This is a genomic window from Mesorhizobium sp. FG116 (assembly GCF_057809835.1).
In genome coordinates this window covers 138,495-163,565 of sequence record NZ_JBMDKS010000004.1, presented here as the reverse complement: position 1 = coordinate 163,565, position 25,071 = coordinate 138,495, and the positions used below count along the sequence as shown (strand labels likewise).

Genomic DNA, 25,071 nt, shown 5'->3' with positions numbered 1-25,071 from the left:
TACGGGTAGGCGACAGGGCCAAGGCCGGTCGGGATCGTTGACTTTTTGTGCGTTGCACAATACATATCTGGCATCGCACAATTTCTCCCATCGTCTACAGGAGCATGACCGATGTCCGAACAGACCTACGAAGATTTCAGCAAATACGGCAAGGAATTCGCCGATTCCGGCCTCAAGAGCTTCGCCTCGCTCTCCAAGGGCGCGCAGGCAATCGCAGTCGAGGCTACGGACTACACGAAGAGGAGCTTCGAAGCTGGCAGCGCCGCAGTCGAGAAGCTGCTTTCGGCAAAGTCGTTCGAGAAGGTCATCGAAATCCAGAGCGATTTCGCCAAGCAGTCCTACGAATCGTTGGTGGCCGAGGTCACCAAGATCAGCGACCTTTACGCCGAACTGGCCAAGGACGCCTACAAGCCGTTCGAATCGGTCGTCGCCAAGGCCAGGTAAGCCTCCGCGAAAAACGTTGACGCCGGCTTTTTGCCGGCAAGGGAACCCGGTTGCGCCCGCGCAGCCGGGTTTTTCGTGCTTTCCAGAGTCAAGCTGTTAGGGATTTTGCGACTTCACGCAACATTGGCCGCATGGCCATATTGTCACCTAGGCAGAAGGGCTTAAAATCTGATCCGGAACACCTACATGTCGTTTCGCATGGGGGCTGGACGAGAGGCAGGGTTAAGTGACTAGCAGTCTGGTTGCCACGACTAAGGTAGCGCGCATGCAAAATGGCGGCGACGGCAATGGGGCCGGTCGCGGAACAACTGTCATCACGCGCACCCAAACCAAGACGAAGAAGCCCAGCCTTTATCGTGTCCTTATCCTGAACGACGACTACACCCCCATGGAATTCGTCGTTCACGTGCTGGAACGGTTTTTCCAGAAGGACCGCGAAGCGGCCACACGCATCATGCTCCATGTTCACAATCACGGAGTGGGAGAGTGTGGGGTCTATACTTTCGAGGTGGCCGAGACCAAAGTGTCTCAGGTCATGGATTTCGCCCGACAGAATCAGCATCCGCTGCAATGCGTGATGGAGAAGAAGTGAGGTAATATGCCGGCTTTCTCCCAAGGCTTGGAAAAGGCACTTCACCAGGCACTGACGCTCGCCAACGAGCGCCACCATGAATATGCAACTCTTGAACACCTGCTTCTGGCGCTCATCGACGACGCCGAGGCGGCGGCCGTGATGCGCGCCTGCAACGTCGATCTCGATGATCTGAAGCAGACCGTGCTTACCTATATCGATACCGAACTGGATAATCTCGTTACCGGCTATGACGAGGATTCCAAGCCGACTGCCGGTTTCCAGCGCGTCATCCAGCGCGCGGTGATCCACGTGCAGTCGTCCGGTCGCGAGGAAGTCTCGGGCGCCAACGTGCTGGTGGCGATCTTCGCCGAGCGCGAGAGCCACGCCGCCTACTTCCTGCAGGAACAGCAGATGACGCGCTACGACGCGGTCAACTACATCTCGCATGGCATTGCCAAGCGCCCGGGCACTTCCGAAAGCCGTCCGCCGCGGGGTGCCGAGGACGAGCAGTCCGGCGTGAGCGGGGACCAGCAGGACGATGGCGGCAAGAAGAAGCAGCAGGACGCGCTGACGGCCTATTGCGTCAACCTCAACACTAAGGCGCGTGCCGGCAAGATCGATCCGCTGATCGGGCGCTCGTCGGAGATCAACCGCACCATCCAGGTTCTGTGCCGCCGCTCCAAGAACAACCCGCTTTACGTGGGAGATCCGGGCGTCGGCAAGACGGCGATTGCCGAGGGCCTGGCCAAGCGCATCGTTGAAGGCGACGTGCCGGAAGTGCTGGCGGACGCCACCATCTTCGCGCTCGACATGGGCACGCTTCTGGCCGGCACCCGTTATCGCGGCGACTTCGAGGAACGCCTGAAGCAGGTGGTCAAGGAACTCGAGGATTATCCGGGCGCGGTGCTGTTCATCGACGAGATCCACACGGTGATCGGTGCCGGCGCTACCTCCGGCGGCGCGATGGATGCGTCGAACCTGCTCAAGCCGGCGCTGTCGTCTGGCGCAATTCGTTGCATTGGATCAACGACTTACAAAGAGTTCCGGCAGTTTTTCGAAAAGGATAGGGCGCTTGTGCGCCGCTTCCAGAAGATCGACGTCAACGAGCCGACCGTCGAGGATGCTATCGAGATCATGAAGGGCCTGAAGCCCTATTTCGAGGACTTCCACAAGGTCAAGTACACGACTGAGGCGATCAAGGCTTCGGTGGAGCTTTCGGCGCGGTACATCAACGACCGCAAGCTGCCGGACAAGGCGATCGACGTGATCGACGAGACGGGCGCTTCGCAGATGCTGGTGCCCGAAGGCAAGCGCAAGAAGACCATCGGCATCAAGGAGATCGAGGCGACCATCGCCACGATGGCGCGCATTCCGCCGAAGACGGTTTCGGCCGACGACGAGAAGGTTCTGGCCGGTCTGGAGACCGAGCTGAAGCGGGTTGTCTACGGTCAGGATACGGCCATCACCGCGCTGACGTCGGCGATCAAGCTGGCGCGGGCGGGCCTGCGTGAACCGGAAAAGCCGATCGGCTCCTACCTGTTCTCCGGCCCGACGGGTGTCGGCAAGACAGAAGTAGCGCGGCAACTGGCGGCGTCGCTCGGTGTCGAACTGATCCGCTTCGACATGTCGGAATATATGGAACGTCACACCGTCTCGCGGTTGATCGGCGCACCTCCCGGCTATGTCGGCTTCGACCAGGGCGGCCTTTTGACAGACGGCGTAGACCAGCATCCGCATTGCGTGCTGCTGCTTGACGAGGTCGAGAAGGCGCATCCGGACCTGTTCAACATCCTGTTGCAGGTGATGGACCACGGCAAGCTGACGGATCACAACGGCAAGCAGATCGATTTCCGCAACGTGATCCTGATCATGACCACCAACGCCGGTGCATCCGATGCCCAACGTGCGGCGATCGGCTTCGGTTCGACCAAGCGCGAAGGCGACGACGTCGAGGCGATCAACCGGCTGTTCACGCCGGAGTTCCGCAATCGTCTCGATGCGATCATTCCGTTCGGTTCGCTGCCGGTGCCGGTCATCCATCAGGTGGTGCAGAAGTTCGTGATGCAGCTCGAGGCGCAGTTGTCCGAGCGTGGCGTGACCTTCGACCTTGCGCCGGAAGCCATCGCCTGGCTGGCCGACAAGGGCTACGACGAGCGCATGGGCGCGCGTCCGCTGGGTCGCGTCATCCAGGAGTACATCAAGAAGCCGCTCGCCGAGGAAGTTCTGTTCGGCAAGTTGAAGAAGGGCGGCATCGTCAAGGTGACGGTGGAGAAGAAGGACACCGGCGAAACCGGCCTCAAGCTGGAATCGGTTGCCGACGAGGGCAAGATCAAGCCCAAGAAGGAACCGGAAGAGACGGTGAAGCCGCGCAAGGCGCCTGCGAAGAAGGCCGCCGCCAAGAAGGTGGTCGCGCAAAAGCCGACGCCGAAGTCCAAGGACGGCGGCAAGCGCAGCCTTGTGCCGCAATTGCCGCGCAAAGGCTGACAGCCGCGCCGCGTAAAGAAAAAGCCCCGGAAACGGGGCTTTTTCTTTGACTATTCGTGATGCTCTTTTAGAGCCTGCAAGGCGCGTTGCCGCGTCAGCGGGCCAGATTGGCCGTCAATAGGCGCAAAAGTCAGCGCTGCAACGCCGCGCGCAGTTTCTCTGCGTTGGCGGCCAGCACCTCCGGCTTTTCCATCTCGCCCGTATGCGGCTTCAGCGGCACGCCGTCGAAGCATGGGATGATATGGACATGCAGGTGGTAGACCGATTGGCCGGCCGCTGCTTCGTTGAATTGGGACACCAGTACGCCATCGGCGTCGAAAGCTTCCTTCGCGGCGCGTGCAACTTTCTGGACAGTTGAAAGCAGCGAGGCAAATACGGCCGGATCGGCATCGAGCAGGTTGCGCGAGGGGGCCTTGGGCAACACCAGCGCATGGCCGGTTGCTTGCGGCATCACATCCATGAACGCCACGGTATCATCGTCTTCATAGACGCGGTGCGAAGGCAGTTCGCCGCGCAGGATCCTGGCGAAAATATTGTTGGTGTCATAGGCCATCGTTTGTCTCTCACGCGGTAATTGCGTAGGCATATTCAATTCGCGGGCGCATGAATCAAGAGGGCGCGGTGATACTCTGGAATTATATCTACCTGCTGGTCGCAATCATGTTCGAGGTTGTGGCGACAACCGCGTTGAAGGAGACGCAGGGCTTTACCCGGCTGATGCCGTCGCTTGTCGCGGTGGCGGGCTACGCGTTCGCATTCTATTTCCTGTCGTTGCCCTTGCGCACCATGCCCGTCGGCGTTGTCTACGCGATCTGGTGCGGCGCCGGCATCATCCTGATCACCGCCATCGGCTGGCTGTGGTTCCGACAGGCGCTCGACGCACCGGCGTTGATCGGCATGGGCCTGATCATGGCCGGCGTCATCGTCATCAATCTGTTTTCGAAGACCCTCGTTCACTGAGCTGCAATTCGCCCTTGCGAAACGGGGTGTGGTCCTCAAGGTAGTCGCTGGTCATCGCTACCTCGCGCCGCTCGCGCTCAAGATAGTCGGCGATTGCGCGTCTGAGGCCAGGATGCGCGATATAGTGGGCTGAATGCGTCGTCACGGGCCGGTAGCCACGCGCCAGCTTGTGTTCACCTTGCGCTCCGGCCTCGACGACTTTCAGCTTGCGCTCGATCGCGAAGTCGATGGCCTGATGGTAGCAGACTTCGAAATGCAGGAAGGGGTGATCTTCGATGCAGCCCCAATTGCGCCCGTAAAGCGTGTCCGAGCCGATGAAATTGATCGCGCCGGCAATGTAGCGCCCGTTGCGCTTGGCCATTACGAGCAGGATGTCGTCGGCCATGCGCTCGCCTATCAGGGAAAAGAAGGTGCGGTTGAGGTAGGGTCGCCCCCACTTGCGGCCACCCGTATCCATGTAGAAGGCGTAGAAATCGTCCCACGCACGCTCGGTAATGTCCTTGCCGGTCAACCGCTCGATTGAAATGCCGGAGGACAGCGCCTCGCGCCGTTCCTTCTTCAACGCTTTGCGCTTGCGCGAAGCAAGCGTTCCGAGAAAGTCGTCGTAGGAGCAAAAGTTCTCATTGAAGAAATGGAATTGCTGGTCGGTACGGTGCAGGAAGCCGGCCGCGCGCAGCACCTCAAGATCGTCATCTTGCACGAAGGTGAGGTGGGCTGACGATACGCCGTATTTTTCGGTTACCGCCGTCACGGCGGCTGCCAATCCCGCCTTGATGGCGGCACTGTTTTCCCTGGCTTCGACCAGAAGGCGAGGGCCGGTCACCGGCGTGAACGGAACCGAGCATTGCAGTTTCGGATAATATTGCCCGCCGGCGCGCTCGAACGCGTCGGCCCAGCCGTGATCGAACACGTATTCGCCCTGACTGTGTGATTTCAGATAACAAGGAACGGCACCCAGAAGCGTGCCGTCCGCTCTCTCCAGCCGCAAATGGTTTCCTTGCCACCCATTGCGCGGCACGGCACAGCCGGACTCCTCAAGCGAACTCAAGAAAGCAAATGAAAGGAAAGGGTTATAGCCGTCTTCCGATGTGCTTGTCGTCCCGCGAAGCCTGCTCCACTCCTCAGCGGTAAACGCACCGATGCTTGTGGCCACGCGCACGGCATAGTCTGCCGCGCCCGTTTCCGCTTCGTTGTCGCCTTGATCCATGGCCATTTACTTATGACATGCCGAGATTGGCACAAGGGGCGGCGCGCGGCCGGCTCAGGCCACGGCGCTGCTCGGTTCGAACCCCTCGAAAGTCATCTGGTCGGCATATTTGAAGGTCAAATCCACAGCGGGCTGATCACGCACCGTCCATGTGATGACCGGCATGCCAAGCTTCTTGCGCACGAAACTGACGAACCGGTTCGGCAGGTCTCCGGCAGCGTAAGAGGTGAAGGCGATGTCATGCGCCAGCATGGTGAAGTGAGCTTCGATTTCGTGATCGCGCGTGCCGTAGGCCGTGAGCCCGCCAGGAATGCCCGGCGCGTCCTTCGAAAAGTCGCGGATCAGCCAATGATCGAACGACATGATCGCGGCCTTGCCGTCATAGTTCTTCAAATGACGGCCGACAGCCGCGACGAGACCCTCGTCGCGGCCGGGGGTACCTTTGACCTCGATGACCAATGGCACGCGGCCATCGACCAGCTTGAGCAATTCCCCGAGCGTCGGCGGATGGTCCTGGGTTCCGCCGACCCTGAGCGTGGCAATCTCCGCTGACGTGCGCTGCCAGACGAAGCCGTCTTGTCCGGTCAGTCGTTTCAGGTCGCCGTCATGGATGACGACCGGAACGCCGTCTGCTGTCAGGTGTACGTCGCACTCGATTGCGTAGCCGCGGTCGGCGGCGGCAGCGAATGCCGACAGCGTGTTTTCCCAACGCGCTTTGTTGAGGTCATGAAAACCGCGGTGCGCGATCGGCCGTGCGGTCAGCCAGGAGAGGTTGCTCATAGTCGAGATGCTCAATCGACTTCGAGGATGGATTCGATTTCGACAGCAGCGTTGAGCGGCAGCGCGGCCATGCCGACGGCAACGCGCGCATGCTTGCCGCGTTCACCGAGCACTTCGGCGAAGAAATCGGACGCGCCGTTGCCGACCAGATGCTGTTCGGTGAAATCTGGCGAAGACGCCACGTAGATATTGATCTTCACCAGCCGCCGGATCTTTTCTAGGTCGCCGAGCGCAGCCTTGGCCTGTGCAAGAATGTTGATCGCGCAAAGCCTGGCAGCCTCTTTTCCGGCTGCGACGTCGAGATCACGCCCGAGCAGGCCGGTTACCGCGAGCTTGCCATCCTTCATCGGCAACTGCCCTGAGGGAAACAACAGATTGCCGCTTCTCACGAATGGAACATAGTTGGCAGCGGGTGCGGCTGCTGCGGGCAGCGTGACGCCCATTTCGCTTAGCCGCTTTTCGATTGTTTCGCCCATGGTAATTCCTTATTGCTTGATGTCGCTGTGGGGGACGGGCTGAAATTGCTATTTTTGCCTCGCTTCCGCCACGACTTTTTTTAAGCTGGACCACTCTTACATACGGCCTGCATCAGCGGCCACGATCGGAGCTTTTATATGCGCGCAACGCGCCTTGCATACACTGCCGTGCTGCTGCCGATCACCTTATCCACCGTGCCCGCTTTAGCGGTGCCGGTGCTGCAACCGCATCGCGCGGTCTACGATCTGTCGCTCGACAAGGCTTCCGACCGTTCCGGCATCACCGGGATTTCCGGCCGCATGGTCTATGAGTTCAACGGCTCGCCCTGCGACGGCTACACGGTAAAGTTCCGCTTCGTGACCCAGATCGCGGCCAATGACAGCACACGGATCACTGACCAGCAGACGACGACGTTCGAGGATGCGGAAGGCAAGACCTTCTCGTTCGTCACCAAATCCTTCGTCGATCAGGATCTCGACAAGGAGGTCAAGGGTACGGCTCACAAGGAGGCCGGCGGGCTGAAGGTGGAACTGGACAAGCCCGAGCGCAACACCGTCGAGCTCTCGGCAACACAGTTTCCCACACAGCACCTGGTGGAACTGATCGGCAAGGCCGAAAAAGGCGAAAACTTTTACGAAACCAGCCTCTTTGACGGTTCCGAAGATGCCGACAAGGTGATGACGACGACCGTGATCGTGGGCAAGCCCGAGGTTGCAAACAAGGACGATCCGGAGCTTCCGGCACTGGCCAAGCTTGGCAGCGACAAATACTGGCCGGTCGACATCGCCTATTTCGACGAATCCGCGAAGGACGGCGGCGAGGAGATGCCGCAGTACCGCATCAGCTTCAAGTTGCACGAAAACGGCCTGACGCGCGACCTGATGATGGACTACGGGGATTTCTCCATGACCGGCAAGCTGGTGAACCTGTCGCTTTTCGATCCGGCCCCGCAGAAAACCTGCAACCAGTAGCAGCCTCGGTCGCCCATGGCGGTCTATGTCGATGCCGCGATCTGGAACTGGGCCGGCCGGCGCTGGTGCCATCTTCTGGCAGACGAGACGGATGAACTGCACCGTTTCGCAGGCCAACTCGCCATCAAGCGCTCGTCTTACCAGGGGCCGCCCAAGACCTCGGCGCCGCACTACGACATTACGGGCTTCGAGCGTGACCGGGCGGTGCGGCTTGGCGCCATCGAGTGCAGCCGCGAAGAGATCGTCGCCATATTCAGGCGGGTGAAAGTACCCAACGGCAAAAAGCCGCGGTAGTCCTTGCCACCTCGCGCGGGCGCGCTGCTTGCGTTTCTCGGCACAAGCATCTATATGCGCGCACATTCCACACACGGACTTTGGTGTCTGCCCGGGAGAAATCCGGCTGAAACCTCCGGTGGCGGTCAAGACAAGCTCCGAAATGCGCAAGCCTTTCGATCCGGCGAATCCGAAACCGTCAAGTGTCCGTGGAGGTCAACCGGAAAGGAACTAAAGAATGGCATTGCCAGATTTCAGCATGCGCCAGCTTCTCGAGGCTGGTTCACACTTCGGCCACCAGACCCACCGCTGGAACCCGAAGATGGCGTCCTACATCTACGGCGCCCGCAACAACATCCACATCATCGACCTGTCGCAGACGGTTCCGCTGCTGCACCAGGCCCTGAAGCAGGTTTCCGACACCGTTGCCCGTGGCGGCCGCGTGCTGTTCGTCGGCACCAAGCGCCAGGCTGCCGACATCGTTGCCGATGCCGCACAGCGTTCGGCCCAGTACTATGTCAACTCCCGCTGGCTTGGCGGCATGCTGACCAACTGGAAGACGATCTCCAATTCGATCCAGCGCCTGCGCAAGCTGGACGAGCTTCTGGCGGGTGAGGCTCAGGGCCTGACCAAGAAGGAACGCCTGAACCTCGACCGCGAGCGCGAGAAGCTGAACAAGGCGCTCGGCGGCATCAAGGACATGGGCTCGACCCCGGACCTGATGTTCGTGATCGACACCAACAAGGAAGCGATCGCCATCCTCGAGGCCAAGCGCCTCGGCATTCCGGTCGTGGCCATCATCGATTCGAACTGCGATCCGGACAAGATCGATTTCCCGATCCCCGGCAACGACGACGCGGCCCGCGCCATCCAGCTCTATTGCGACCTGATCGCCAAGGCTGCCCTTGACGGCATCGCTCGCCAGCAGGGTGCGCTGGGTGTCGACGTCGGCGCTTCGGCTGAAGCTCCTGTCGAGCCGGCTCTCAACGAGACGCCCGCCAGCGACGCTTCCGAAGCGTAATCTGCAAAGGCCGGCTCTGGCCTTCGCATTCCCACTATATTGACGCGCTATGCGTCTGGCATTGGCGCACCACCGTTCCCCGGTGATGCGTATGCCATTTGAACAAAGAGGCAAAAAATGAGCATTTCAGCAGCACAGGTCAAAGAGCTCCGCGACTTGACTGGCGCAGGCATGATGGATTGCAAGGCAGCCCTTGCCGAGACCAATGGCGACATGGAAGCCGCAGTCGATTGGCTCCGCAAGAAGGGCATCTCCAAGGCCGACAAGAAGGCGGGCCGCACGGCGGCCGAAGGCCTGATCGGCGTCGAGCAGGGCCTGCGCGAGGCGTCTATCGTCGAAGTGAATTCCGAGACCGATTTCGTGGCGCGCAACGCAGCCTTCCAGGAAATCGTTTCGAACATCGCCAAGGTCTCGCTGGCTTTCGGTGCGACGGATGCCGTGGCTGCCGCCAAGTATCCGGGTTCCGACAAGTCTGTTACCGACACCGTCAAGGACGCCGTCGGCACCATCGGCGAGAACCTCGGCTTCCGCCGTTCGGCCAAGCTCAAGGTTGAGCATGGCGCCGTTGCGACCTACGTCCACAACGCCGTCGCCGACAATCTCGGCAAGCTTGGCGTGCTGGTCGCAATCGAGACCACCGGCGATGCGCACAAGGCAGCCGCCTTTGCCCGCCAGGTCGCCATGCATGTCGCCGCGACGAACCCGCTTTCGCTCGACACGGCGGCTCTCGATCCGGCAGCAGTTGAGCGCGAGAAGGCTATCTTCGCCGACCAGGCCCGCCAGTCCGGCAAGCCGGAAAACATCATCGAAAAGATGGTCGAAGGCCGCCTGCGTAAGTTCTACGAGGAAGTCGTGCTGGTGAAGCAGGCTTTCGTGCTGAACCCCGACGTAACGGTGGAGCAGGCATTGAAGGACGCGGAAAAGGAAATCGGTGCGCCGGCCAAGATCAGCGCCTATCTGCGCTTTGCGCTGGGCGAGGGCATCGAGAAGGAAGAGACCGACTTTGCGGCGGAAGTCGCAGCCGCCGTGAAGAACTGACGGCTCTTAACCGCACCATCAAATCATACGAAGGGCGTCGCGTGACATCGCGACGCCCTTCGTGTATCGGGTCAGCCAATCAATTGAAGGCACTGTACAGAGCAACCGGCAGCGGCGCCGGGACTGTCTGGCCAAATCCGAGGAACAGATGACGGCTAAGCCCCTATACCGACGTGTCTTGTTGAAAGCGTCGGGCGAAGCGTTGATGGGTGAGCAGCATTTCGGCATCGATGTTTCCGTCGTGGATCGCATCGCTTCCGACATTGCCGAAGCCCGTGCGCTCGGTGTCGAGGTTGGCGTCGTCATCGGCGGCGGCAACATATTTCGCGGCGTAGCGGTCGCTTCCAAGGGTGGCGACCGGGTGACCGGCGACCACATGGGCATGCTGGCAACCGTCATCAACTCGCTGGCCTTGCGCACGTCGTTGAACAAGATCGGCGTCGAAGCGGTCGTGCTCTCCGCAATCGCCATGCCCGAACTCTGCGAAAGCTTTTCCCAGCGCCAGGCCACCGCCTACATGAATCAAGGCAAGGTGGTGATATTCGCCGGCGGCACCGGAAATCCATTCTTCACGACTGATTCGGCCGCCGCCTTACGCGCTGCCGAAATCGGCGCGGATGCTCTCTTCAAGGGCACCCAGGTCGATGGCGTCTATTCGGCGGACCCCAAGAAAGACCCGAAGGCGACGCGCTTCGAGCGCATCAGCCATGCCGAAGTGATAAATCGTGGGCTTTCCATAATGGATACTGCCGCGATTGCGCTTGCGCGTGAAAATAACATTCCGATAATCGTCTATTCCATTCATGAGAAGGGTGGTTTTGGCGAGATACTGAAAGGCGGCGGGCGTTGCACGGTCGTCGCGGACAACTGATCGGGGTTCGCTTCAGCAACCGCATGTGCGCCTGAACGGCGGCGCGTATCGGCACTACCCTGAACAAACCGGCCCAGGAGAAGACGATGAACGGCAATTTCGATGACTTGAAACGGCGCATGGATGGGGCAATTGCCGCCTTCAAGCACGATCTCGCATCGCTGCGTACGGGGCGCGCGTCCAGCAATCTTCTCGATGCCATCCAGGTCCAGGCTTATGGCACGGCCATGCCGATCAACCAGGTCGCGACTATTTCGGTGCCCGAACCGCGCATGGTCTCGGTGTCTGTCTGGGACAAGTCGATGGTGAGTTCCGTTGACCGCGCCATTCGTGAAGCCAATCTCGGCTTCAACCCGATCGTCGACGGCACCAATTTGAGGATTCCGCTGCCTGAACTCAACGAGCAGCGCCGCAAGGAACTGGTCAAGATTTCCCACACCTATGCCGAGAATGCGCGTGTTGCCGCAAGGCATGTGCGCCGCGACGGCATGGACGGGCTGAAGAAGGCGGAAAAGGACGGCGAGATCGGCGAAGACGATCACCGCAAGCGCTCCGACCAGGTCCAGAAACTGACTGACGAAACCATCAGCATGATCGACAGCCTGCTCTCCGAAAAGGAAACGGAAATCATGCAGGTTTAACCTGAGGTCAGGACCTGAGCGGCTGATCTGAAAGCGGAAGCATGACAAGCCCGGCGCATGTCGCGATCATTATGGACGGAAACGGACGCTGGGCGAAGGCGCGAGGTCTGCCGCGCGTTGCCGGCCACCGCGCCGGCGTGGAGGCGCTGCGCAAGACGGTTCGCGCGGCTCCGCAACTGGGTATCTCCTACCTGACCGTCTACGCATTCTCTTCGGAAAATTGGTCTCGGCCGAAATCTGAGGTGAGCGATCTCATGGGCTTGCTGAAGCTGTTCATTCGCCGCGACCTTGCCGAACTGCACCAGAACGGCGTGCGGGTGAAGGTGATCGGCGACAAGGCCAGCCTGCAAACCGATATTCGCGGACTTCTCGAGGAAGCAGAGACACTTACCGCGGGCAATGATGCGCTTACGCTGGTGATCGCCTTCAACTATGGCGGCCGCGACGAGATCGTGCGGACAGCCCAGAAACTCGCCTTGGCGGCGGTTCGAGGCGAAATCAGCGTCGATTCCATCTCGACTGATAGTTTTGCGGCATCGCTCGACACCGCTGGCATCCCCGATCCGGAACTGGTGATCCGCACCAGCGGGGAATTGCGCCTTTCGAACTTCCTGCTCTGGCAGGCTGCTTACAGCGAACTGGTTTTCCTGCCTTGCTACTGGCCGGACTTCAGCCAGGATCACCTTGCCGACGCGCTGCGCGATTTTGCCGGACGCGAACGCCGGTTCGGCGGCCTTGCGCCGCGTGAAGCTGCTTCATGAGCAACCTGCAACTCAGGATCATTTCCGCCATCGTCATGGCCGCCGCTGTGTTGGTGTTGACGTGGCTGGGCGGACTGCCGTTCAGGCTTCTTTCGGCGCTTATCGCCGGCGCAGTATTTTATGAATGGACCCGCATGTCGCGCCGCTCGCCGGCATCCGGTATCGGTCTGTTGCCAGAAGCGCTGATGGTTATCTTGCTGTTGGCCCTAGTTGTCGGAATATCGGCGCCGATGCTTCTGGTCGGCATCGCCTTGGCTGTGATCATCGCTGCCGCCTCATCGGCGCAACGCGCGGCGGGGCAATGGGATGCCTCCGGACTTGCCTACGCGGCGCTTTCCGGCTTCTCGCTTGCCTACCTGCGCGACGGGGACAAATCGGGCCTGCTCGCAATCCTGTTCCTGTTTGCAGTGGTGTGGACCACCGATATCGCCGCCTATTTCGTTGGCCGCGCCGTGGGTGGGCCGAAACTGGCGCCCTCCATTTCGCCGGGCAAGACGCAGAGTGGCGCGCTTGGTGGTACGGTTGGCGGTGTTGCAGCGGGCCTTATTGTCGCTGCGGCGGCGGGGGCGGGAAACTTGATGTTCCTGACCTTAGTCGCGCTGGTGTTGTCGATTGTGTCGCAGGCAGGGGACCTTTTCGAATCCTGGGTCAAGCGCCGCCATGGCCGCAAGGATTCCAGCCAGCTCATTCCTGGGCACGGAGGTGTGATGGATCGCGTCGACGGGCTTGTTGTAGCGGCGTTTGCCCTGTACGTGATCGGATGTCTGGCGGCATCGGCCGACAATCCGGCTCATGGATTGTTTGCAGGTTGAGTAAGTTCGGGGCCATCGACAGCCGCCACGGATTTGCCGGTTTTCAAGCCACAGTCAGGCAGCCGCCGCCTTATCGGGTGAGTTGAGGACGGAATTTGAACGAGCTTTTGCATGCGCTGTTCAGCACTCAGGGTTTTGTGATCGGCACTTTGGTGCCGTTCCTTTTCGTGCTGACCGTTGTCGTCTTCGTTCATGAAATGGGACACTACCTCGTCGGCCGTGCCTGCGGCATCGGGGTAAACGCCTTTTCAATCGGCTTCGGACCGGAACTGATCGGCTTCAACGACAGGCGCGGTACGCGCTGGAAGCTTTGTGCGATCCCGCTTGGCGGCTATGTCAAGTTCGTCGGCGACATGAACGCCAGTTCCAGCCAGCCAAGTTCAGACGAAATCGCGGCTTTGAGCGAAGCACAGCGCAAAGTGGCTTTCCACACCCAGCCAGTCTGGAAACGCGCGGCGACAGTGTTTGCCGGCCCGGCGTTCAATTTCCTTTTGACGATAGCGGTTTTCGCCGTGCTGTTTTCGATACACGGCCGCTACGTCGCCGAGCCGATGGTGGCCTCGGTGAACCCGGATAGCCCGGCTGCGGCAGCAGGCATTGAACCGGGTGACCGTTTTGTCAGCGTCAATGGCGAAAAGGTCGAGACCTTTGCCGACGTACAACGCCTGGTGTCCGGCAGGGCAGGCGATCCGTTGACGTTTGTCATGTTGCGCAACGGCGCCGAGGTCAGCCTGGTGGCGACGCCCCAACCGATGGAACAGGAAGACGCGCTTGGCAACAAGATCAAGGTCGCTGTGATTGGCGTCGTCAACAACCAGGAACTGGGGCAACCGAGGCTTATCACCTACAGTCCGATAGGCGCGCTCGGGGCGGCGGTCGAGGAAACGGTTCACATCGTAGAGCGCACGGGGCAATTCCTGACGCGATTCGCTGTAGGGCGCGAGGACAAGTGCCAGTTGGGCGGTCCGGTGAAAATTGCCGGCATGTCCGCCCAGGCCGCAAAGCTGGGTTTTGACTGGTTGGTTCAATTGGTCGCGTTGCTGTCCGTCGGCATAGGTATCTTAAATCTGCTGCCGATTCCGCCGCTCGATGGCGGGCACCTGATGTTTTATGGCATTGAAGCGGTCATCAGGCGTCCCGTTTCGGAACGGATGATGGAAGCAGTCTACAGAACGGGCATGCTGCTGGTTCTCGCCTTCATGGCCTTCGTATTTTGGAACGACCTGTTTGGGTGCTGAAATCATGAACGAATTCCAACTCTTCGGCGCCCATATTGAGATGTCGTTTACCATGGCTGGGGATATGCGTGACGCGAAAGCAACGCCGGAAGGCGAAGTAAACACTAATTAACCAGAAGCCTTGCGTGTAGGGAAAATCCGGTTAATACGGTATGGGAATTTACCGCACGTCCGGTTTTCTCGCCGTGGGGACTACGAGAAAAGGTTATATAGCCCGATGAAGGCAGTATCCAAGTTTCTGAGCGCCGCGTCCGCGGCAGCTTTGTCTGCGGCGCTCGTTGTGCCCGGGGCTCTTGTCGTGGAGATGGCATCCATCTCCGCTGCCGAGGCCGCTGTTGTCAGCCGAGTCGAGGTGCGCGGAAATTCGCGTATCGACGCCGACACGATCCGCAACAACATCTCGATCAAGCCAGGCAAGGCGTTTTCCAGCGCCGACATCGACGAGGCCGTGAAGGCCCTGTTCGGCATGGGCTTGTTCTCCGACGTTCAGATCACGCAGTCCGGCTCTGCCTTGGTTGTGACGGTTTCCGAATATCAGGTCGTGAACCAGGTGCTGTTCCAGGGCAACAAGAAGCTCAAGGACGTAGCGCTGGCCAACACTGTGCAGCTGAAGCCGCGCAGTTCCTATTCCCAGGCCGCGGTCGATGCCGACATCGAGGCCATCAAGGCGGCTTATGGCAATATCGGTCGCGATGACGCGACGGTGACCAGCCAGATCATGGATCTTGGCGACAACCGCGTGAACGTCGTTTTCAACATCAATGAAGGCGGCCGCACCAAGATCGCCGCTATCAATTTTGTCGGCAACAGCGCCTACAGCAGCCGTCGGCTTTCCGACGTCATCAACACCAAGCGTTCGAACTTCCTGTCTTTCGTGATGCGCGACGACGTGTTTAACGAAGACAAGCTCAAGGCCGACGAGGAACTGCTGCGCCGTTTCTATTACAATCACGGCTATGCTGACTTCCAGGTCGTTTCCGCCTTTGGCGAACTGGATGACGCGACCAACCAGTACACCGTCACCATCACGGTGGAGGAAGGCGCGCGCTACAAGTTCGGCGACGTCAGCGTAGACAGCTCGATTCCGGAAGTTGACAGCAAGTCGCTGGAGTCGCTGGTCGAGACCCATTCGGGTGACACCTATAATGCCAAGGATGTCGAAAACACCATTATCGCGCTGACCGAGCGGGTGGCCGGCCAAGGCTATGCCTTCGCGCAGGTGACGCCGCGCGGCGACCGCAATTTCGAAAACCACACCATTTCGGTGGTTTACACGATCGATCAGGGCACCAAGGCCTATGTCGAGCGCATCGAGATTCGCGGCAACGCCCGCACGCGCGACTACGTTATTCGTCGTGAGTTCGATGTTAGTGAAGGCGATGCCTTCAATCAGGTGCTGATCCAGCGCGCCAAGAAGCGTCTGGAAGCCTTGGATTACTTTGAGCGCGTCGAGATTTCGACGGCGCCGGGATCCGAGCCGGATCAGGTGATCCTGGTCGTTGACGTGGTCGAGAAGTCGACCGGTGAGTTCTCGATTGGCGCCGGTTACTCGACCGGTGGTGACACGCCCGGCGCGTCGGTGCAGGGTTCGGTTACCGAGCGCAACTTCCTCGGTCGCGGCCAGTTCATCCGTTTCTCGGCTGGCGGTGGCAAGCATTCGCGCGATTACTCGTTCTCGTTCACGGAGCCCTATTTCCTGGGTCGCCGTATCGCAGCGGGCTTTGATATCTCCAAGTCTACGCGCAATTTCGATGGTAAGTACGACAGCGAGACCACTGCCGGAACGGTGCGTTTTGGCTTGCCGATTACCGAAAATATCTCGACGCAGATTGCCTACAATCTCTCGCAAGAGAAGTATTCCTATGACGAGGATTGCACCACTCCGACTTGCGGTTTGTCGGTGGCGATTCAGGACGGAATTGCGCAGAGCCCATGGGTTAAATCCTCGGTTAGCGGCAACCTGATCTACAACACCATCGACGACATGAAGAACCCGCATTTTGGCATCTACGCCAATTTTGGCACCGAGGTCGCAGGATTGGGCGGCGATGCGGAGTTTGTGAAGTTCACGGCTCGCACCTCTGTCTACCAGACGCTATCGGAAGAAATGGATATCGTGGGGCTTGTTTCGGCGGGAGCTGGCCATATCCAGGGCTTTGGCGACGACAGCCTTCGCGTGTTCGATCACTTCCGCAGCAATGATCGCATGATCCGTGGCTTTGAGTACAATGGGATCGGCCCGGTAGCTTCTGATGCTAGCGGCGACCATCTCGGCGGTACTACCTATTTCAATGCTTCGGCTGAAGCGCAGTTCCCGATGCCGCTCGTTCCCGAGAGCTTCGGCTTGCGCGGTGCGGTATTTGCGGATGCAGCAACTCTTTACGGCAGCAAGGTTGCCGTTGGCAACGTAAACCAGGCTTCGGCCGATATGCATTGGCGTGCATCTGTGGGTGTAGGCTTGATGTGGGCGTCGCCGTTCGGTCCGCTGCGTATCGACTACGCTGTGCCTGTGGTGAAGGAAGCGACGGACGACGTGCAGGAATTCAACTTCGGCATCTCGACCCGCTTCTAAACAGTGGGTGACGACACTTCCGGGCAATTGCGCCCGGAATGGAGTGATCCGATCCAGCTGGATAGTGATCTGGAATGACCGAACCGGTGTTTTTTGTGCCGTCACGCCCCTATACGGCGAGTGAGGTGGCTGTTCTCACCGGTTCGACGCTGAGCAATCCTGCCTATGCCGATACGGCCATCGAAACGATAGCCTCAGCCACCGAAGGTGGCGACAAGGCGCTCGTGTTCGTTGAAGGCAAGCGCAATGCAGCGTTGATGCCGGCGTTGCGGGCTGCAGCGGTGCTTTGTCCCATCGAGCTTGCCGACCAAGCCCCGACCGGGATTGCAGTTCTCGTCAATCCGCGCGCACAGCAGGCGTTTGCCATGATTGGCCGCCTGCTTTTTCCAGCAGCGGCAACGCCGGTCCCGTTGACCTCCGAGCGCGGAGTGTCGCCACAGGCTCATGTCGATCCAAGCTCCGTGATCGAGGCCGGCGCCATCATTGAGGCTGGTGCGGTGGTAGGGCCGAATGTCGCCATCGGCTCAGGCACCGTTGTTGCACCCAATGCCGTCATCGGTACATCGTGCCGGATTGGACGCGATTCCTATATTGGCCCCGGCGTCGCCGTCCAGTATGCCTTGATCGGCAACCGCGTCATCATTCACGCTGGAGCCAGCATAGGCCAGGACGGGTTCGGCTTCGTTCCCGGCGCGAAAGGTCCCGAGCGCATGCCGCAGATCGGCCGTGTCGTGATCCAGGACGATGTCGAGGTGGGTTCGAACACCACTGTCGATCGCGGCGCCATGGCCGACACCATCATAGGCGAGGGCACCAAGATCGATAACCTGGTCCAGATCGCGCACAATGTTCGGATCGGCCGGGGTTGCGTCATCGCCGGCCAGTGCGGCATATCCGGATCGGTTACACTGGGCGATTTCGTCATGCTTGGCGGGCGCGTGGGCATCGCCGATCACATAACGGTCGGCGACCGCGTTCAGGTCGCCGCGTCTTCCGGCCTGATGTACGACATTCCGGCGGGTGAACGCTGGGCGGGGATGCCGGCGCAGCCGATGCGCGACTTCTTCCGGGAATTGTCGGCGATCCGCGCTTTCACCAAACATTCGAAGGGGGAGAAGAATGGCTGACGCCGCCGGCTCCACACTTGAGACTGTCGAAATCCTCGAACTGATGAAGCTGTTGCCGCATCGGTATCCGTTTCTCATGATCGACAGGATCGTCGAAATAGACGGCGACGATTCAGCCGTCGGCGTGAAGAACGTCACCATCAACGAGCCGCATTTCCAGGGCCATTTCCCGGATCAGCCGGTGATGCCGGGTGTGCTGATCGTGGAGGCGATGGCGCAGACGGCGGGTGCGATCTGCATTCGCCTTGTCGGAGCGTCGAAGCCGTCATTGGTGTATTTCCTCACCATCGACAATGCGAAATTCCGCAAGCCCGTTGTTCCGGGCGACCAGTTGCGTATTCACGTCAAGAAAATTAAGAAGCGGGGAAATCTTCTCAAGTTTGCCTGCGAAGGCCTCGTCGATGGCGCAAAGGTCGCAGAAGCCGAAATCTCGGCCATGATGGTCGAGAACGGTTAGAATTCAGGTGCCTATGGAAAACCAGACAGTCATTCATCCTTCGGCGGTTGTCGAACCGGGCGCGCAGCTTGGCGCTGGTGTCCGCATTGGCCCGTTCTGCTACGTCAACGCCGATGCGACCCTTGGCGACAACGTTGAACTGATTAGCCATGTATCGGTTCTGGGCGCGACGACGGTCGGTGCTTCGAGCAAGGTTTTCCCGATGGCAATCCTCGGCGCAGCGCCGCAGAACGCCAAGCACAAGGGTGGACGCACAACGCTTATAATTGGCGCCAATTGCACAATCCGCGAAGGCGTGACGATGCACACAGGTACCGACACCAGCCTCGGCACGACGGTGGTTGGGGAGAATGGCAATTTCCTTGCCTATGCCCACATCGCTCATGACTGTGTGGTTGGAAAGAACGCTACCTTCGCCAATGGTGCGACCCTGGGCGGACACTGCGAGATCGGCGACAACGTCAACATCGGCGGACTGACGGCGGTGCACCAGTTCGTGCGTGTTGGCGACAACGCGTTCCTCGGTGGTTGCTCGGCCGTTGTGGGCGACGTCATTCCGTATGCGATCGCTGTCGGTAACCGTGCCAAGCTGCGCGGGTTGAACATCATCGGCTTGAAGCGGGCCGGCCTGCCGCGCTCGGAAATCCACCTGCTTCGCAAGTGCTACAACACGATCTTCGACCGCGCCCATCCTGTCGGCGAAAACATTGAAGCGGCCAAGGCTGAATTTTCGGCCTCACCTATTGCCATGAAGATCATCGACTTCATCACCAGCCGCGGCAAGCGGCACTATGCGGTGCCGCCGCTCAAGGGCGGGGCCGGCGACGGACCCGATGACGAGGACTGATAGTCCGCCGGGACTTCAGCTTGGCCCCGGTGCCCGCATCGGTATCGTAGCCGGTGGCGGCAATCTTCCCGTCAGCATAGCCGCTCATCTGGATGAGCACGGTCACAAGCCGTTCGTCGTAGTGTTGGAAGGCGAAGGGGATCCTGCGGGACCGCTCGGCAAATTTCCGCATGAACAGATGCGCCTGGAAGAGATCGGTAGCCTCGTTGCGCGGCTCAAGCGCAACAATGTCACGCACATGGTGATGGCCGGCGAGGTGAGGCGCAGGCCGCGTCTGTCGGCAATCCGGTGGAACGCCGGCCTTCTGGCGATGTTGCCGCAAATCATGCTCGGCCTCGCGCGCGGCGACGATGCGCTGTTGCGGGTGGCGCTACGATACCTTGAGGGGCAAGGCACCAAGGTCGTGGGCGCGCACGAACTCGTGCCGGAACTGGTTGCTTCCGAGGGGTGTTTTACCAAGACGGTGCCGCAGAAGGCGGATTGGCGCGACATCAAGGCCGCCTATGAGGCTGCGATGGCCATTGGCGCGCTGGACATCGGCCAGGGTGCTGTCGCGATAGGTGGGCGTGCCATCGCGCTGGAAGGCATCGAAGGCACCGATGGCCTGCTGGAACGCGTAAAGGGCCTGCGTGGTCACGGGAGGCTGGCAGGCAAAACGAGGGGTGTTCTCGTCAAGTGTTCCAAGCCGGGCCAAGAGATGCGCACGGACCTCCCTTCAATCGGACCGCAAACCGTAGACGGCGCACACGCGGCCGGTCTCGCCGGAATTGCGGTAGAGGCAGGACGTTCGCTTGTGCTCGATGGACCGGAACTGGTTAGACGGGCGAACGAGCTTGGACTCTTCGTGATTGGCCTGCGCGCAGGGGAGCCGCAAGATGGCAACTGAGCGCCCGTTGAAGATTGCGGTGATTGCGGGCGAAGAGTCCGGAAATCTGCTTGGTGCCGATCTGGTGCGGGCCTTGTCGAAGGCCACGGGGCGCGAAGTGCGCGTGGTCGGCGTTGGCGGCCGGCAGTTAGCGGAGCTTGGGCTCACTTCGCTTTTCGACGCCAATGAGATAGCGCTTATGGGCGTGAGCGCGGTGCTGCGCGGTTTGCCGCGCCTGATTATGCGCATAGGGCAGGCGGCAAAGGCGATTGTGGCGGAAGCACCGGACTGCCTTGTCACCATAGACAGCCCTGATTTTTCGCTGCGCGTGGCGAAAAAGGTGCGGGCGGCAGAGCCCGATCTGCCCATCATCCACTATGTATGCCCCAGCGTGTGGGCATGGCGGCCCGGCAGAGCCGTCACAATGGCCCAGTTCGTCGACCATATTTTGTGCATCCTGCCCTTCGAAGTCGAGGCGCTGAAACGCCTCAAAGGGCCAAACGGCACCTATGTCGGCCATCGTCTCACTCACGAGGCTGGAGTCTTGAAAGCAGCAGAAGCACAAGCCGCGCCTCGAGACCTGTCGAACGACCGCGTCAAGACATTGCTGTTGCTGCCGGGCTCGCGCAACGGCGAGGTAAGTCGGTTGATCGAGCCGTTCGGCAAAGCGGTCTCGATCCTGAAATCTCGGGGCCATCGCCTTCGACTGGTACTGCCGACCGTTCCACATGTTCAAGAACAGGTGCGCCAGCGCGTTGCCGCATGGGACCAGCAGCCTGAGATATTGCTGGAGCCTGATCGCAAATGGCAGGCTTATGGACGTGCAGACGCCGCGCTGATTGCGTCGGGCACCGTATCGCTGGAACTAGCCCTGTCAGGCGTTCCGATGATGTCGACCTACAAATTGGACGCTGGCGCGCGCATCCTGCAACGATTCGTGCCGATATGGTCGGGGCTGTTGCCCAACCTGATCGCGGACCGCCCGGTTGTTCCCGAAGTGTACAACGAATATGTCCGCCCCCAGTCGCTTGCCCGCTACATCGAGGCGTTGTGGTCCGACAGCGGCATGCGGCGGTGGCAGATCGACGGATTTCAGGAGGTCAGGCGGCGAATGCACACTGACCGGCCGGCCGGCGAACTGGCTGCTGAGGTGGTGCTCAAGACCATCCGCAAGAAGGCTGGCGGAAAGCCGATCTAGAACAAGCGCCCAAGAATCAAAAACCCCCGGCCGGAGCCAGGGGTTTGGAAACGTCAGGTGCCACTGAGACCAGTGATTACTTGATCTTGGTTTCCTTGAATTCGACGTGCTTCTTGGCAACCGGGTCGTACTTGCGGAACGAAAGCTTGTCCGTCTTGGTACGGCTGTTTTTGCTGGTCACATAGAAGAAACCGGTGTCGGCGGTCGACAAGAGCTTGATCTTGATATTCGCGGCTTTAGCCATGATTTCTATCCGTTGGTATTCTTGGGGTTGAGCCGCAACTGCATGGGCCTTTGCCCCGACGCGGAAACTTGGCGCGACACATAAAGATTGCGCCTGAAAAGTCAAGCCTTCGGCACAATGCCTCAACTCGTATGGGCGACCAGCTTGTTCACGGTTTCGGGGAAGAAGTCCGGTGCGCCATGATGCTTGCCGAACATCATGTCATATTGCAGGTAGCGATAATCGCGCACTGCCGGATCAATTTCCTTTTGCCTTGCCCAGTCGGGCGTGGCCTGGCCATCTTCGCTCAGAAGCAGATTGCGGTCGACGACATCATACCGCTCGGCAAGGTTCTTCAGGAAACCCGTGTAATAGGGGTGCGTAATGCCCGCAGCCTCAAACACGTGAAGCGGCAGGAAAGACGGGCTGACGGTTCCGATGTTTTCCGACGGGCCGGTACGGTTCGACCAGACGACGAGCGGCGTTCCACGATGCAGGCGCATGTTCTCGGCCGATTCCTTGCGCGGCGCCACGTTATCCTTGAGGAAGCCCGTCTCAACATAGACCGGGCCGAGCGGCGGCAAGTGGTCGCCGAAGAAGGCGATGACGGTCGGGCGTTCGCGCTTGCTCGCCCAGTCGACAAGCCGCTGCAGGTTACGGTCGGCGTCAGCCGCACCTTCTGCATAGCTTTGCAGCGAATCGCGCGCCCACTGGCTCGTCTGCGCCTTCACCTGATGTGTCGCGTCGCTGTAGCGGTTCGGCTCATAAGGACCGTGGTTCTGCAGGCTGACCGCGAAGAAGAAGAACGGATTTTCGGTCGTATCCGCCTCGCGCATGATCTCGTCTGTCATCGACTCGTCGGACGCAAGCGGCCCCCGCTTCTTCATGTAGGCGAGGTTTTCTTCGGACTTGAACTCATCGAAACCGAAGGCTGCGTAGACCGGTGTGCGGTTCCAGAACCAGTTCGTGCCCGGGTGAATGGCGCGCGTTTCATAGCCTTCGCTGCGCAGGAACGTGGCCATGGAAGGCACGGGCGAGCGCACGTATTGCTGGTATGGAATGCTGCCGGCCGGCAGGAAGGCATTTGAAAAGCCGGTCAGGGCCTCGAATTCGACGTTGGCGGTCATGCCACCAAACTCAGGCGAAAACACTTCACCGGATTGCAGCTTGCGGACGCTTGAGATCGGGTCAGGGGTGATGGTGACGCCGGGCAACTTGGTCGGGTCCCAGAAGGACTCGCTCATGACGATGATGATGTCGGGCTTTTCCTCGGGGAGAGACGCCGCGACGGTCGGCTTCTGGATCGCCGCGATCGCCTTGTCGGAATAATCCTTCGGCGCGGTGACATGCGCCATCGGAACATTCAGGGCGAAAGCGAGCGCAAAGCCGTTGCTGGCGTAGTTTTCCTTCTGGTCCCACATCATCGGGATGATCTGAAGCCTGTCGCGCGTCCAGGAAAATGTCGCGTAGTCCATAAGCGAGACGAAGAAAGCGAGCAGGGGCAGAGTAAGCAGCAGGCGGGCAGCGCGGCCCTTGTAGCTCATGGCCCAGACGCGCCGGCGCCATTGACGCCAGATATAGACCAGCAAGGCGAGCCCGGCGACGATGCCAAGGGCCATCGCGATGCCGGTCAGCGGACGTTCACGCACCAGAAGCGGCATAAGCTCGAAAATCTGGCGGGCGTAGAGGAAATCGGTCGGATAGAGTGGGTCGCCGAGATAGAGCGATTTCTGATGGCCGACGAAAGCAAGCGTCAGGGTCAGCGGTGCTACAACCAGAAGTCCCTGGTAAATGCGCCCGAGCAGGGCATCGAGGCCAATCAGGATCAGCGCGAAGAGGATGATGGTGGTCCAACCCGGCTTGAACGGTTGGGCGAAGAAAGCGATGGTGCCGGACAGGTCGCCGCGGAATATCCATTCGATGGCGAATACGAGGATGGCTGAAGCGAGGAGCGTGAAGACGCCATAACGCGCGCCTGCCATGGCCATTCCAGGCCCGCCATCGCTTCTCGCCGCAAGGGCGTATCGTTCACTCTTTGCCAACTCAACTTCCCCGGCCACACGCGGCGTCACGAAACTGTCACGTCATTGTCACGAAAAGCTAGAGCTTGTGGCAAAATTGGGAAGAGCCGGCGAACAAATCGTGTTTGATTTTAACGATGCGTGATCAAAAAAGCCTTGTTTCTATATGCGTTTGACCGGCGCAGGCACGTCGGAGCAGGCTTGACTTGGGCCGCCGGGATGGGCGACACGCAGAGAAAGCAGCGATAGAGGCAGATCATGGCAATCGCATTCACGTTTCCGGGGCAAGGAAGCCAGGCCGTTGGCATGGGCAAGGATCTCGCCGATGCGTTTCCAGAGGCGCGCCGCGTTTTCGAAGAAGTTGACGAGGCACTTGGCGAAAAGCTTTCGACCCTGATGTGGGAAGGACCGGAAGAGACATTGACGCTGACCGCCAATGCGCAGCCAGCGCTGATGGCCGTTTCGCTCGCGGCAATCCGGGCACTCGAGGCGCGCGGCTTTTCGCTGAAGGGCAAGGTTGCCTACGTCGCGGGCCATTCGCTTGGCGAATATTCAGCGCTCGCCGCAGCAGGCTTTATCTCAGTGGCTGACGCTGCGCGCTTGTTGCGCATACGTGGCAACGCCATGCAGGCTGCCGTTGCGCCGGGCGAGGGCGCAATGGCTGCGATCATCGGCCTTGAACAGGCCGATGTGGAAGCCGCTTGCTCCGAAGCCGCGAACGGCTCGGTCTGCCAGATCGCGAACGACAATGGCGGTGGCCAGTTCGTGATCTCCGGAACCAAGGAAGCCGTTGAACGCGCTGCGAAAATCTGCACAGAAAAAGGCGCGAAGCGGGCCTTGATGCTGCAGGTTTCCGCCCCTTTCCATTCGGCGCTCATGGCACCGGCGGCGGGCGCGATGCGCGAGGCGCTGGCCAATGTGGCGCGACATGCTCCGGTCGTTCCGGTGGTGTCCAACGTGTCGGTGGTGCCAACGAGCGACACAGACGTGATAACCGCCCGGCTGGTCGAACAGGTGACCGGTCGCGTTCGCTGGCGCGAAACCGTCGAGTGGTTCGCGGGCAATGGCGTTTCCACCTTGTATGAGGTTGGCGCGGGAAAAGTGCTGTCCGGACTGGCGCGGCGCATCAATCGTGATATCGCAGTGGGTGCCGTCGGCACATCCGCCGATGTCGATGCGGCCCTGGCAGCATTGGGCTGAGATAATCCA

The 25,071-nt window shown here is 60.1% G+C and carries 26 protein-coding genes; 20 read left to right on the top strand and 6 right to left on the bottom strand.

Translation table 11 applies throughout. The annotated features are described in order from the left end of the window. Nucleotides 1-111 precede the first annotated feature (111 nt). The 3 genes from ACODTY_RS05720 (at nt 112) to clpA (ending at nt 3,502) form a co-directional block, all read left to right on the top strand. Nucleotides 112-444: a phasin family protein gene (locus ACODTY_RS05720; RefSeq protein WP_488993318.1), complete on the top strand. Its 333-nt coding sequence runs from the start codon at nt 112-114 to the stop codon at nt 442-444. Between the two features lie 265 nt (nt 445-709). Next, complete coding sequence (clpS, locus tag ACODTY_RS05715; protein ID WP_488993317.1) at nt 710-1,036, top strand: ATP-dependent Clp protease adapter ClpS; 327 nt, start codon at nt 710-712, stop codon at nt 1,034-1,036. Between the two features lie 6 nt (nt 1,037-1,042). Next, nucleotides 1,043-3,502: an ATP-dependent Clp protease ATP-binding subunit ClpA gene (gene clpA, locus ACODTY_RS05710; RefSeq protein WP_488993316.1), complete on the top strand. Its 2,460-nt coding sequence runs from the start codon at nt 1,043-1,045 to the stop codon at nt 3,500-3,502. Nucleotides 3,503-3,632: 130 nt separating this feature from the next. Here the strand turns inward: clpA and ACODTY_RS05705 are convergent, their stop codons facing one another. Next, on the bottom strand, nt 3,633-4,055 hold the full coding sequence (locus tag ACODTY_RS05705; protein WP_488993315.1) for an HIT family protein: 423 nt from the start codon (nt 4,053-4,055) through the stop codon (nt 3,633-3,635). Between the two features lie 71 nt (nt 4,056-4,126). Between ACODTY_RS05705 and ACODTY_RS05700 the strand changes: the two genes are divergently transcribed. Then, entirely contained in the window at nt 4,127-4,462 is a 336-nt protein-coding gene (locus tag ACODTY_RS05700; RefSeq protein WP_488993383.1) for a DMT family transporter, read from the top strand. On the opposite strand, the gene ACODTY_RS05695 is transcribed toward ACODTY_RS05700, so the two are convergent. Genes ACODTY_RS05695 through ACODTY_RS05685 form a run of 3 tightly spaced genes read right to left on the bottom strand, consistent with a single transcriptional unit; the run spans nt 4,431 to nt 6,925 of the window. Then, nucleotides 4,431-5,669, bottom strand: coding sequence for a GNAT family N-acetyltransferase (locus ACODTY_RS05695; protein ID WP_488993314.1), 1,239 nt, complete (start codon nt 5,667-5,669; stop codon nt 4,431-4,433). The genes ACODTY_RS05700 and ACODTY_RS05695 overlap by 32 nt on opposite strands. Before the next feature lie 54 nt (nt 5,670-5,723). Further along, nucleotides 5,724-6,449 carry a glycerophosphodiester phosphodiesterase gene (locus ACODTY_RS05690; protein ID WP_488993313.1) on the bottom strand — a complete coding sequence of 242 codons (726 nt, stop codon included), beginning with the start codon at nt 6,447-6,449 and terminating at the stop codon, nt 5,724-5,726. Between the two features lie 11 nt (nt 6,450-6,460). Next, nucleotides 6,461-6,925: a RidA family protein gene (locus ACODTY_RS05685; protein ID WP_488993312.1), complete on the bottom strand. Its 465-nt coding sequence runs from the start codon at nt 6,923-6,925 to the stop codon at nt 6,461-6,463. Nucleotides 6,926-7,063: 138 nt separating this feature from the next. Between ACODTY_RS05685 and ACODTY_RS05680 the strand changes: the two genes are divergently transcribed. From ACODTY_RS05680 to lpxB, 15 genes are all read left to right on the top strand, one after another. Further along, nucleotides 7,064-7,897 carry a cell envelope integrity EipB family protein gene (locus tag ACODTY_RS05680; RefSeq protein WP_488993311.1) on the top strand — a complete coding sequence of 278 codons (834 nt, stop codon included), beginning with the start codon at nt 7,064-7,066 and terminating at the stop codon, nt 7,895-7,897. Between the two features lie 15 nt (nt 7,898-7,912). Further along, a complete protein-coding gene (locus tag ACODTY_RS05675; RefSeq protein ID WP_488993310.1) occupies nt 7,913-8,191 on the top strand; it encodes a DUF4031 domain-containing protein in 279 nt (92 codons plus the stop codon). Between the two features lie 217 nt (nt 8,192-8,408). Further along, nucleotides 8,409-9,191: a 30S ribosomal protein S2 gene (rpsB, locus tag ACODTY_RS05670; protein ID WP_488993309.1), complete on the top strand. Its 783-nt coding sequence runs from the start codon at nt 8,409-8,411 to the stop codon at nt 9,189-9,191. A gap of 117 nt (nt 9,192-9,308) precedes the next feature. Next, nucleotides 9,309-10,229, top strand: a complete 921-nt coding sequence (tsf, locus tag ACODTY_RS05665; RefSeq protein WP_488993308.1) for a translation elongation factor Ts — start codon at nt 9,309-9,311, stop codon at nt 10,227-10,229. A 148-nt stretch (nt 10,230-10,377) separates the two neighbouring features. Then, nucleotides 10,378-11,100 (top strand): UMP kinase, encoded by a 723-nt coding sequence (gene pyrH, locus ACODTY_RS05660; RefSeq protein WP_488993307.1) that lies wholly within the window; start codon nt 10,378-10,380, stop codon nt 11,098-11,100. 86 nt (nt 11,101-11,186) lie between these two features. Beyond that, on the top strand, nt 11,187-11,741 hold the full coding sequence (gene frr, locus ACODTY_RS05655) for a ribosome recycling factor (protein ID WP_488993306.1): 555 nt from the start codon (nt 11,187-11,189) through the stop codon (nt 11,739-11,741). A 41-nt stretch (nt 11,742-11,782) separates the two neighbouring features. Continuing rightward, the gene (locus ACODTY_RS05650; RefSeq protein WP_488993305.1) at nt 11,783-12,502 is read left to right on the top strand and encodes an isoprenyl transferase; all 720 of its coding nucleotides are present in this window, start codon (nt 11,783-11,785) and stop codon (nt 12,500-12,502) included. Further along, entirely contained in the window at nt 12,499-13,314 is an 816-nt protein-coding gene (locus ACODTY_RS05645) for a phosphatidate cytidylyltransferase (protein WP_488993304.1), read from the top strand. Before ACODTY_RS05650 ends, ACODTY_RS05645 begins: the two co-directional genes overlap by 4 nt. A 95-nt stretch (nt 13,315-13,409) precedes the next feature. Further along, nucleotides 13,410-14,552, top strand: a complete 1,143-nt coding sequence (gene rseP, locus ACODTY_RS05640; RefSeq protein ID WP_488993303.1) for an RIP metalloprotease RseP — start codon at nt 13,410-13,412, stop codon at nt 14,550-14,552. 217 nt (nt 14,553-14,769) lie between these two features. Further along, complete coding sequence (gene bamA, locus ACODTY_RS05635; RefSeq protein WP_488993302.1) at nt 14,770-17,124, top strand: outer membrane protein assembly factor BamA; 2,355 nt, start codon at nt 14,770-14,772, stop codon at nt 17,122-17,124. 74 nt (nt 17,125-17,198) lie between these two features. Further along, nucleotides 17,199-18,251: a UDP-3-O-(3-hydroxymyristoyl)glucosamine N-acyltransferase gene (lpxD, locus tag ACODTY_RS05630; protein ID WP_488993301.1), complete on the top strand. Its 1,053-nt coding sequence runs from the start codon at nt 17,199-17,201 to the stop codon at nt 18,249-18,251. Further along, complete coding sequence (gene fabZ / locus ACODTY_RS05625) at nt 18,244-18,708, top strand: 3-hydroxyacyl-ACP dehydratase FabZ (RefSeq protein WP_488993300.1); 465 nt, start codon at nt 18,244-18,246, stop codon at nt 18,706-18,708. The genes lpxD and fabZ overlap by 8 nt, the downstream gene beginning before the upstream one ends. A gap of 13 nt (nt 18,709-18,721) precedes the next feature. After that, entirely contained in the window at nt 18,722-19,555 is an 834-nt protein-coding gene (gene lpxA, locus ACODTY_RS05620) for an acyl-ACP--UDP-N-acetylglucosamine O-acyltransferase (protein ID WP_488993299.1), read from the top strand. Beyond that, nucleotides 19,542-20,441 carry an LpxI family protein gene (locus tag ACODTY_RS05615; RefSeq protein WP_488993298.1) on the top strand — a complete coding sequence of 300 codons (900 nt, stop codon included), beginning with the start codon at nt 19,542-19,544 and terminating at the stop codon, nt 20,439-20,441. The genes lpxA and ACODTY_RS05615 overlap by 14 nt, the downstream gene beginning before the upstream one ends. After that, nucleotides 20,431-21,618 (top strand): lipid-A-disaccharide synthase, encoded by a 1,188-nt coding sequence (gene lpxB / locus ACODTY_RS05610; RefSeq protein ID WP_488993297.1) that lies wholly within the window; start codon nt 20,431-20,433, stop codon nt 21,616-21,618. Before ACODTY_RS05615 ends, lpxB begins: the two co-directional genes overlap by 11 nt. A gap of 76 nt (nt 21,619-21,694) precedes the next feature. On the opposite strand, the gene rpmG is transcribed toward lpxB, so the two are convergent. Beyond that, nucleotides 21,695-21,862 (bottom strand): 50S ribosomal protein L33, encoded by a 168-nt coding sequence (rpmG, locus tag ACODTY_RS05605; RefSeq protein WP_006201775.1) that lies wholly within the window; start codon nt 21,860-21,862, stop codon nt 21,695-21,697. A 122-nt stretch (nt 21,863-21,984) separates the two neighbouring features. Further along, nucleotides 21,985-23,823, bottom strand: a complete 1,839-nt coding sequence (locus ACODTY_RS05600; RefSeq protein ID WP_488993296.1) for an LTA synthase family protein — start codon at nt 23,821-23,823, stop codon at nt 21,985-21,987. Nucleotides 23,824-24,120: 297 nt separating this feature from the next. Here ACODTY_RS05600 and fabD point away from each other — a divergent pair, with 297 nt between their 5' ends. After that, nucleotides 24,121-25,062 carry an ACP S-malonyltransferase gene (fabD, locus tag ACODTY_RS05595; protein ID WP_488993295.1) on the top strand — a complete coding sequence of 314 codons (942 nt, stop codon included), beginning with the start codon at nt 24,121-24,123 and terminating at the stop codon, nt 25,060-25,062. The last annotated feature ends 9 nt before the right edge of the window (nt 25,063-25,071 follow it).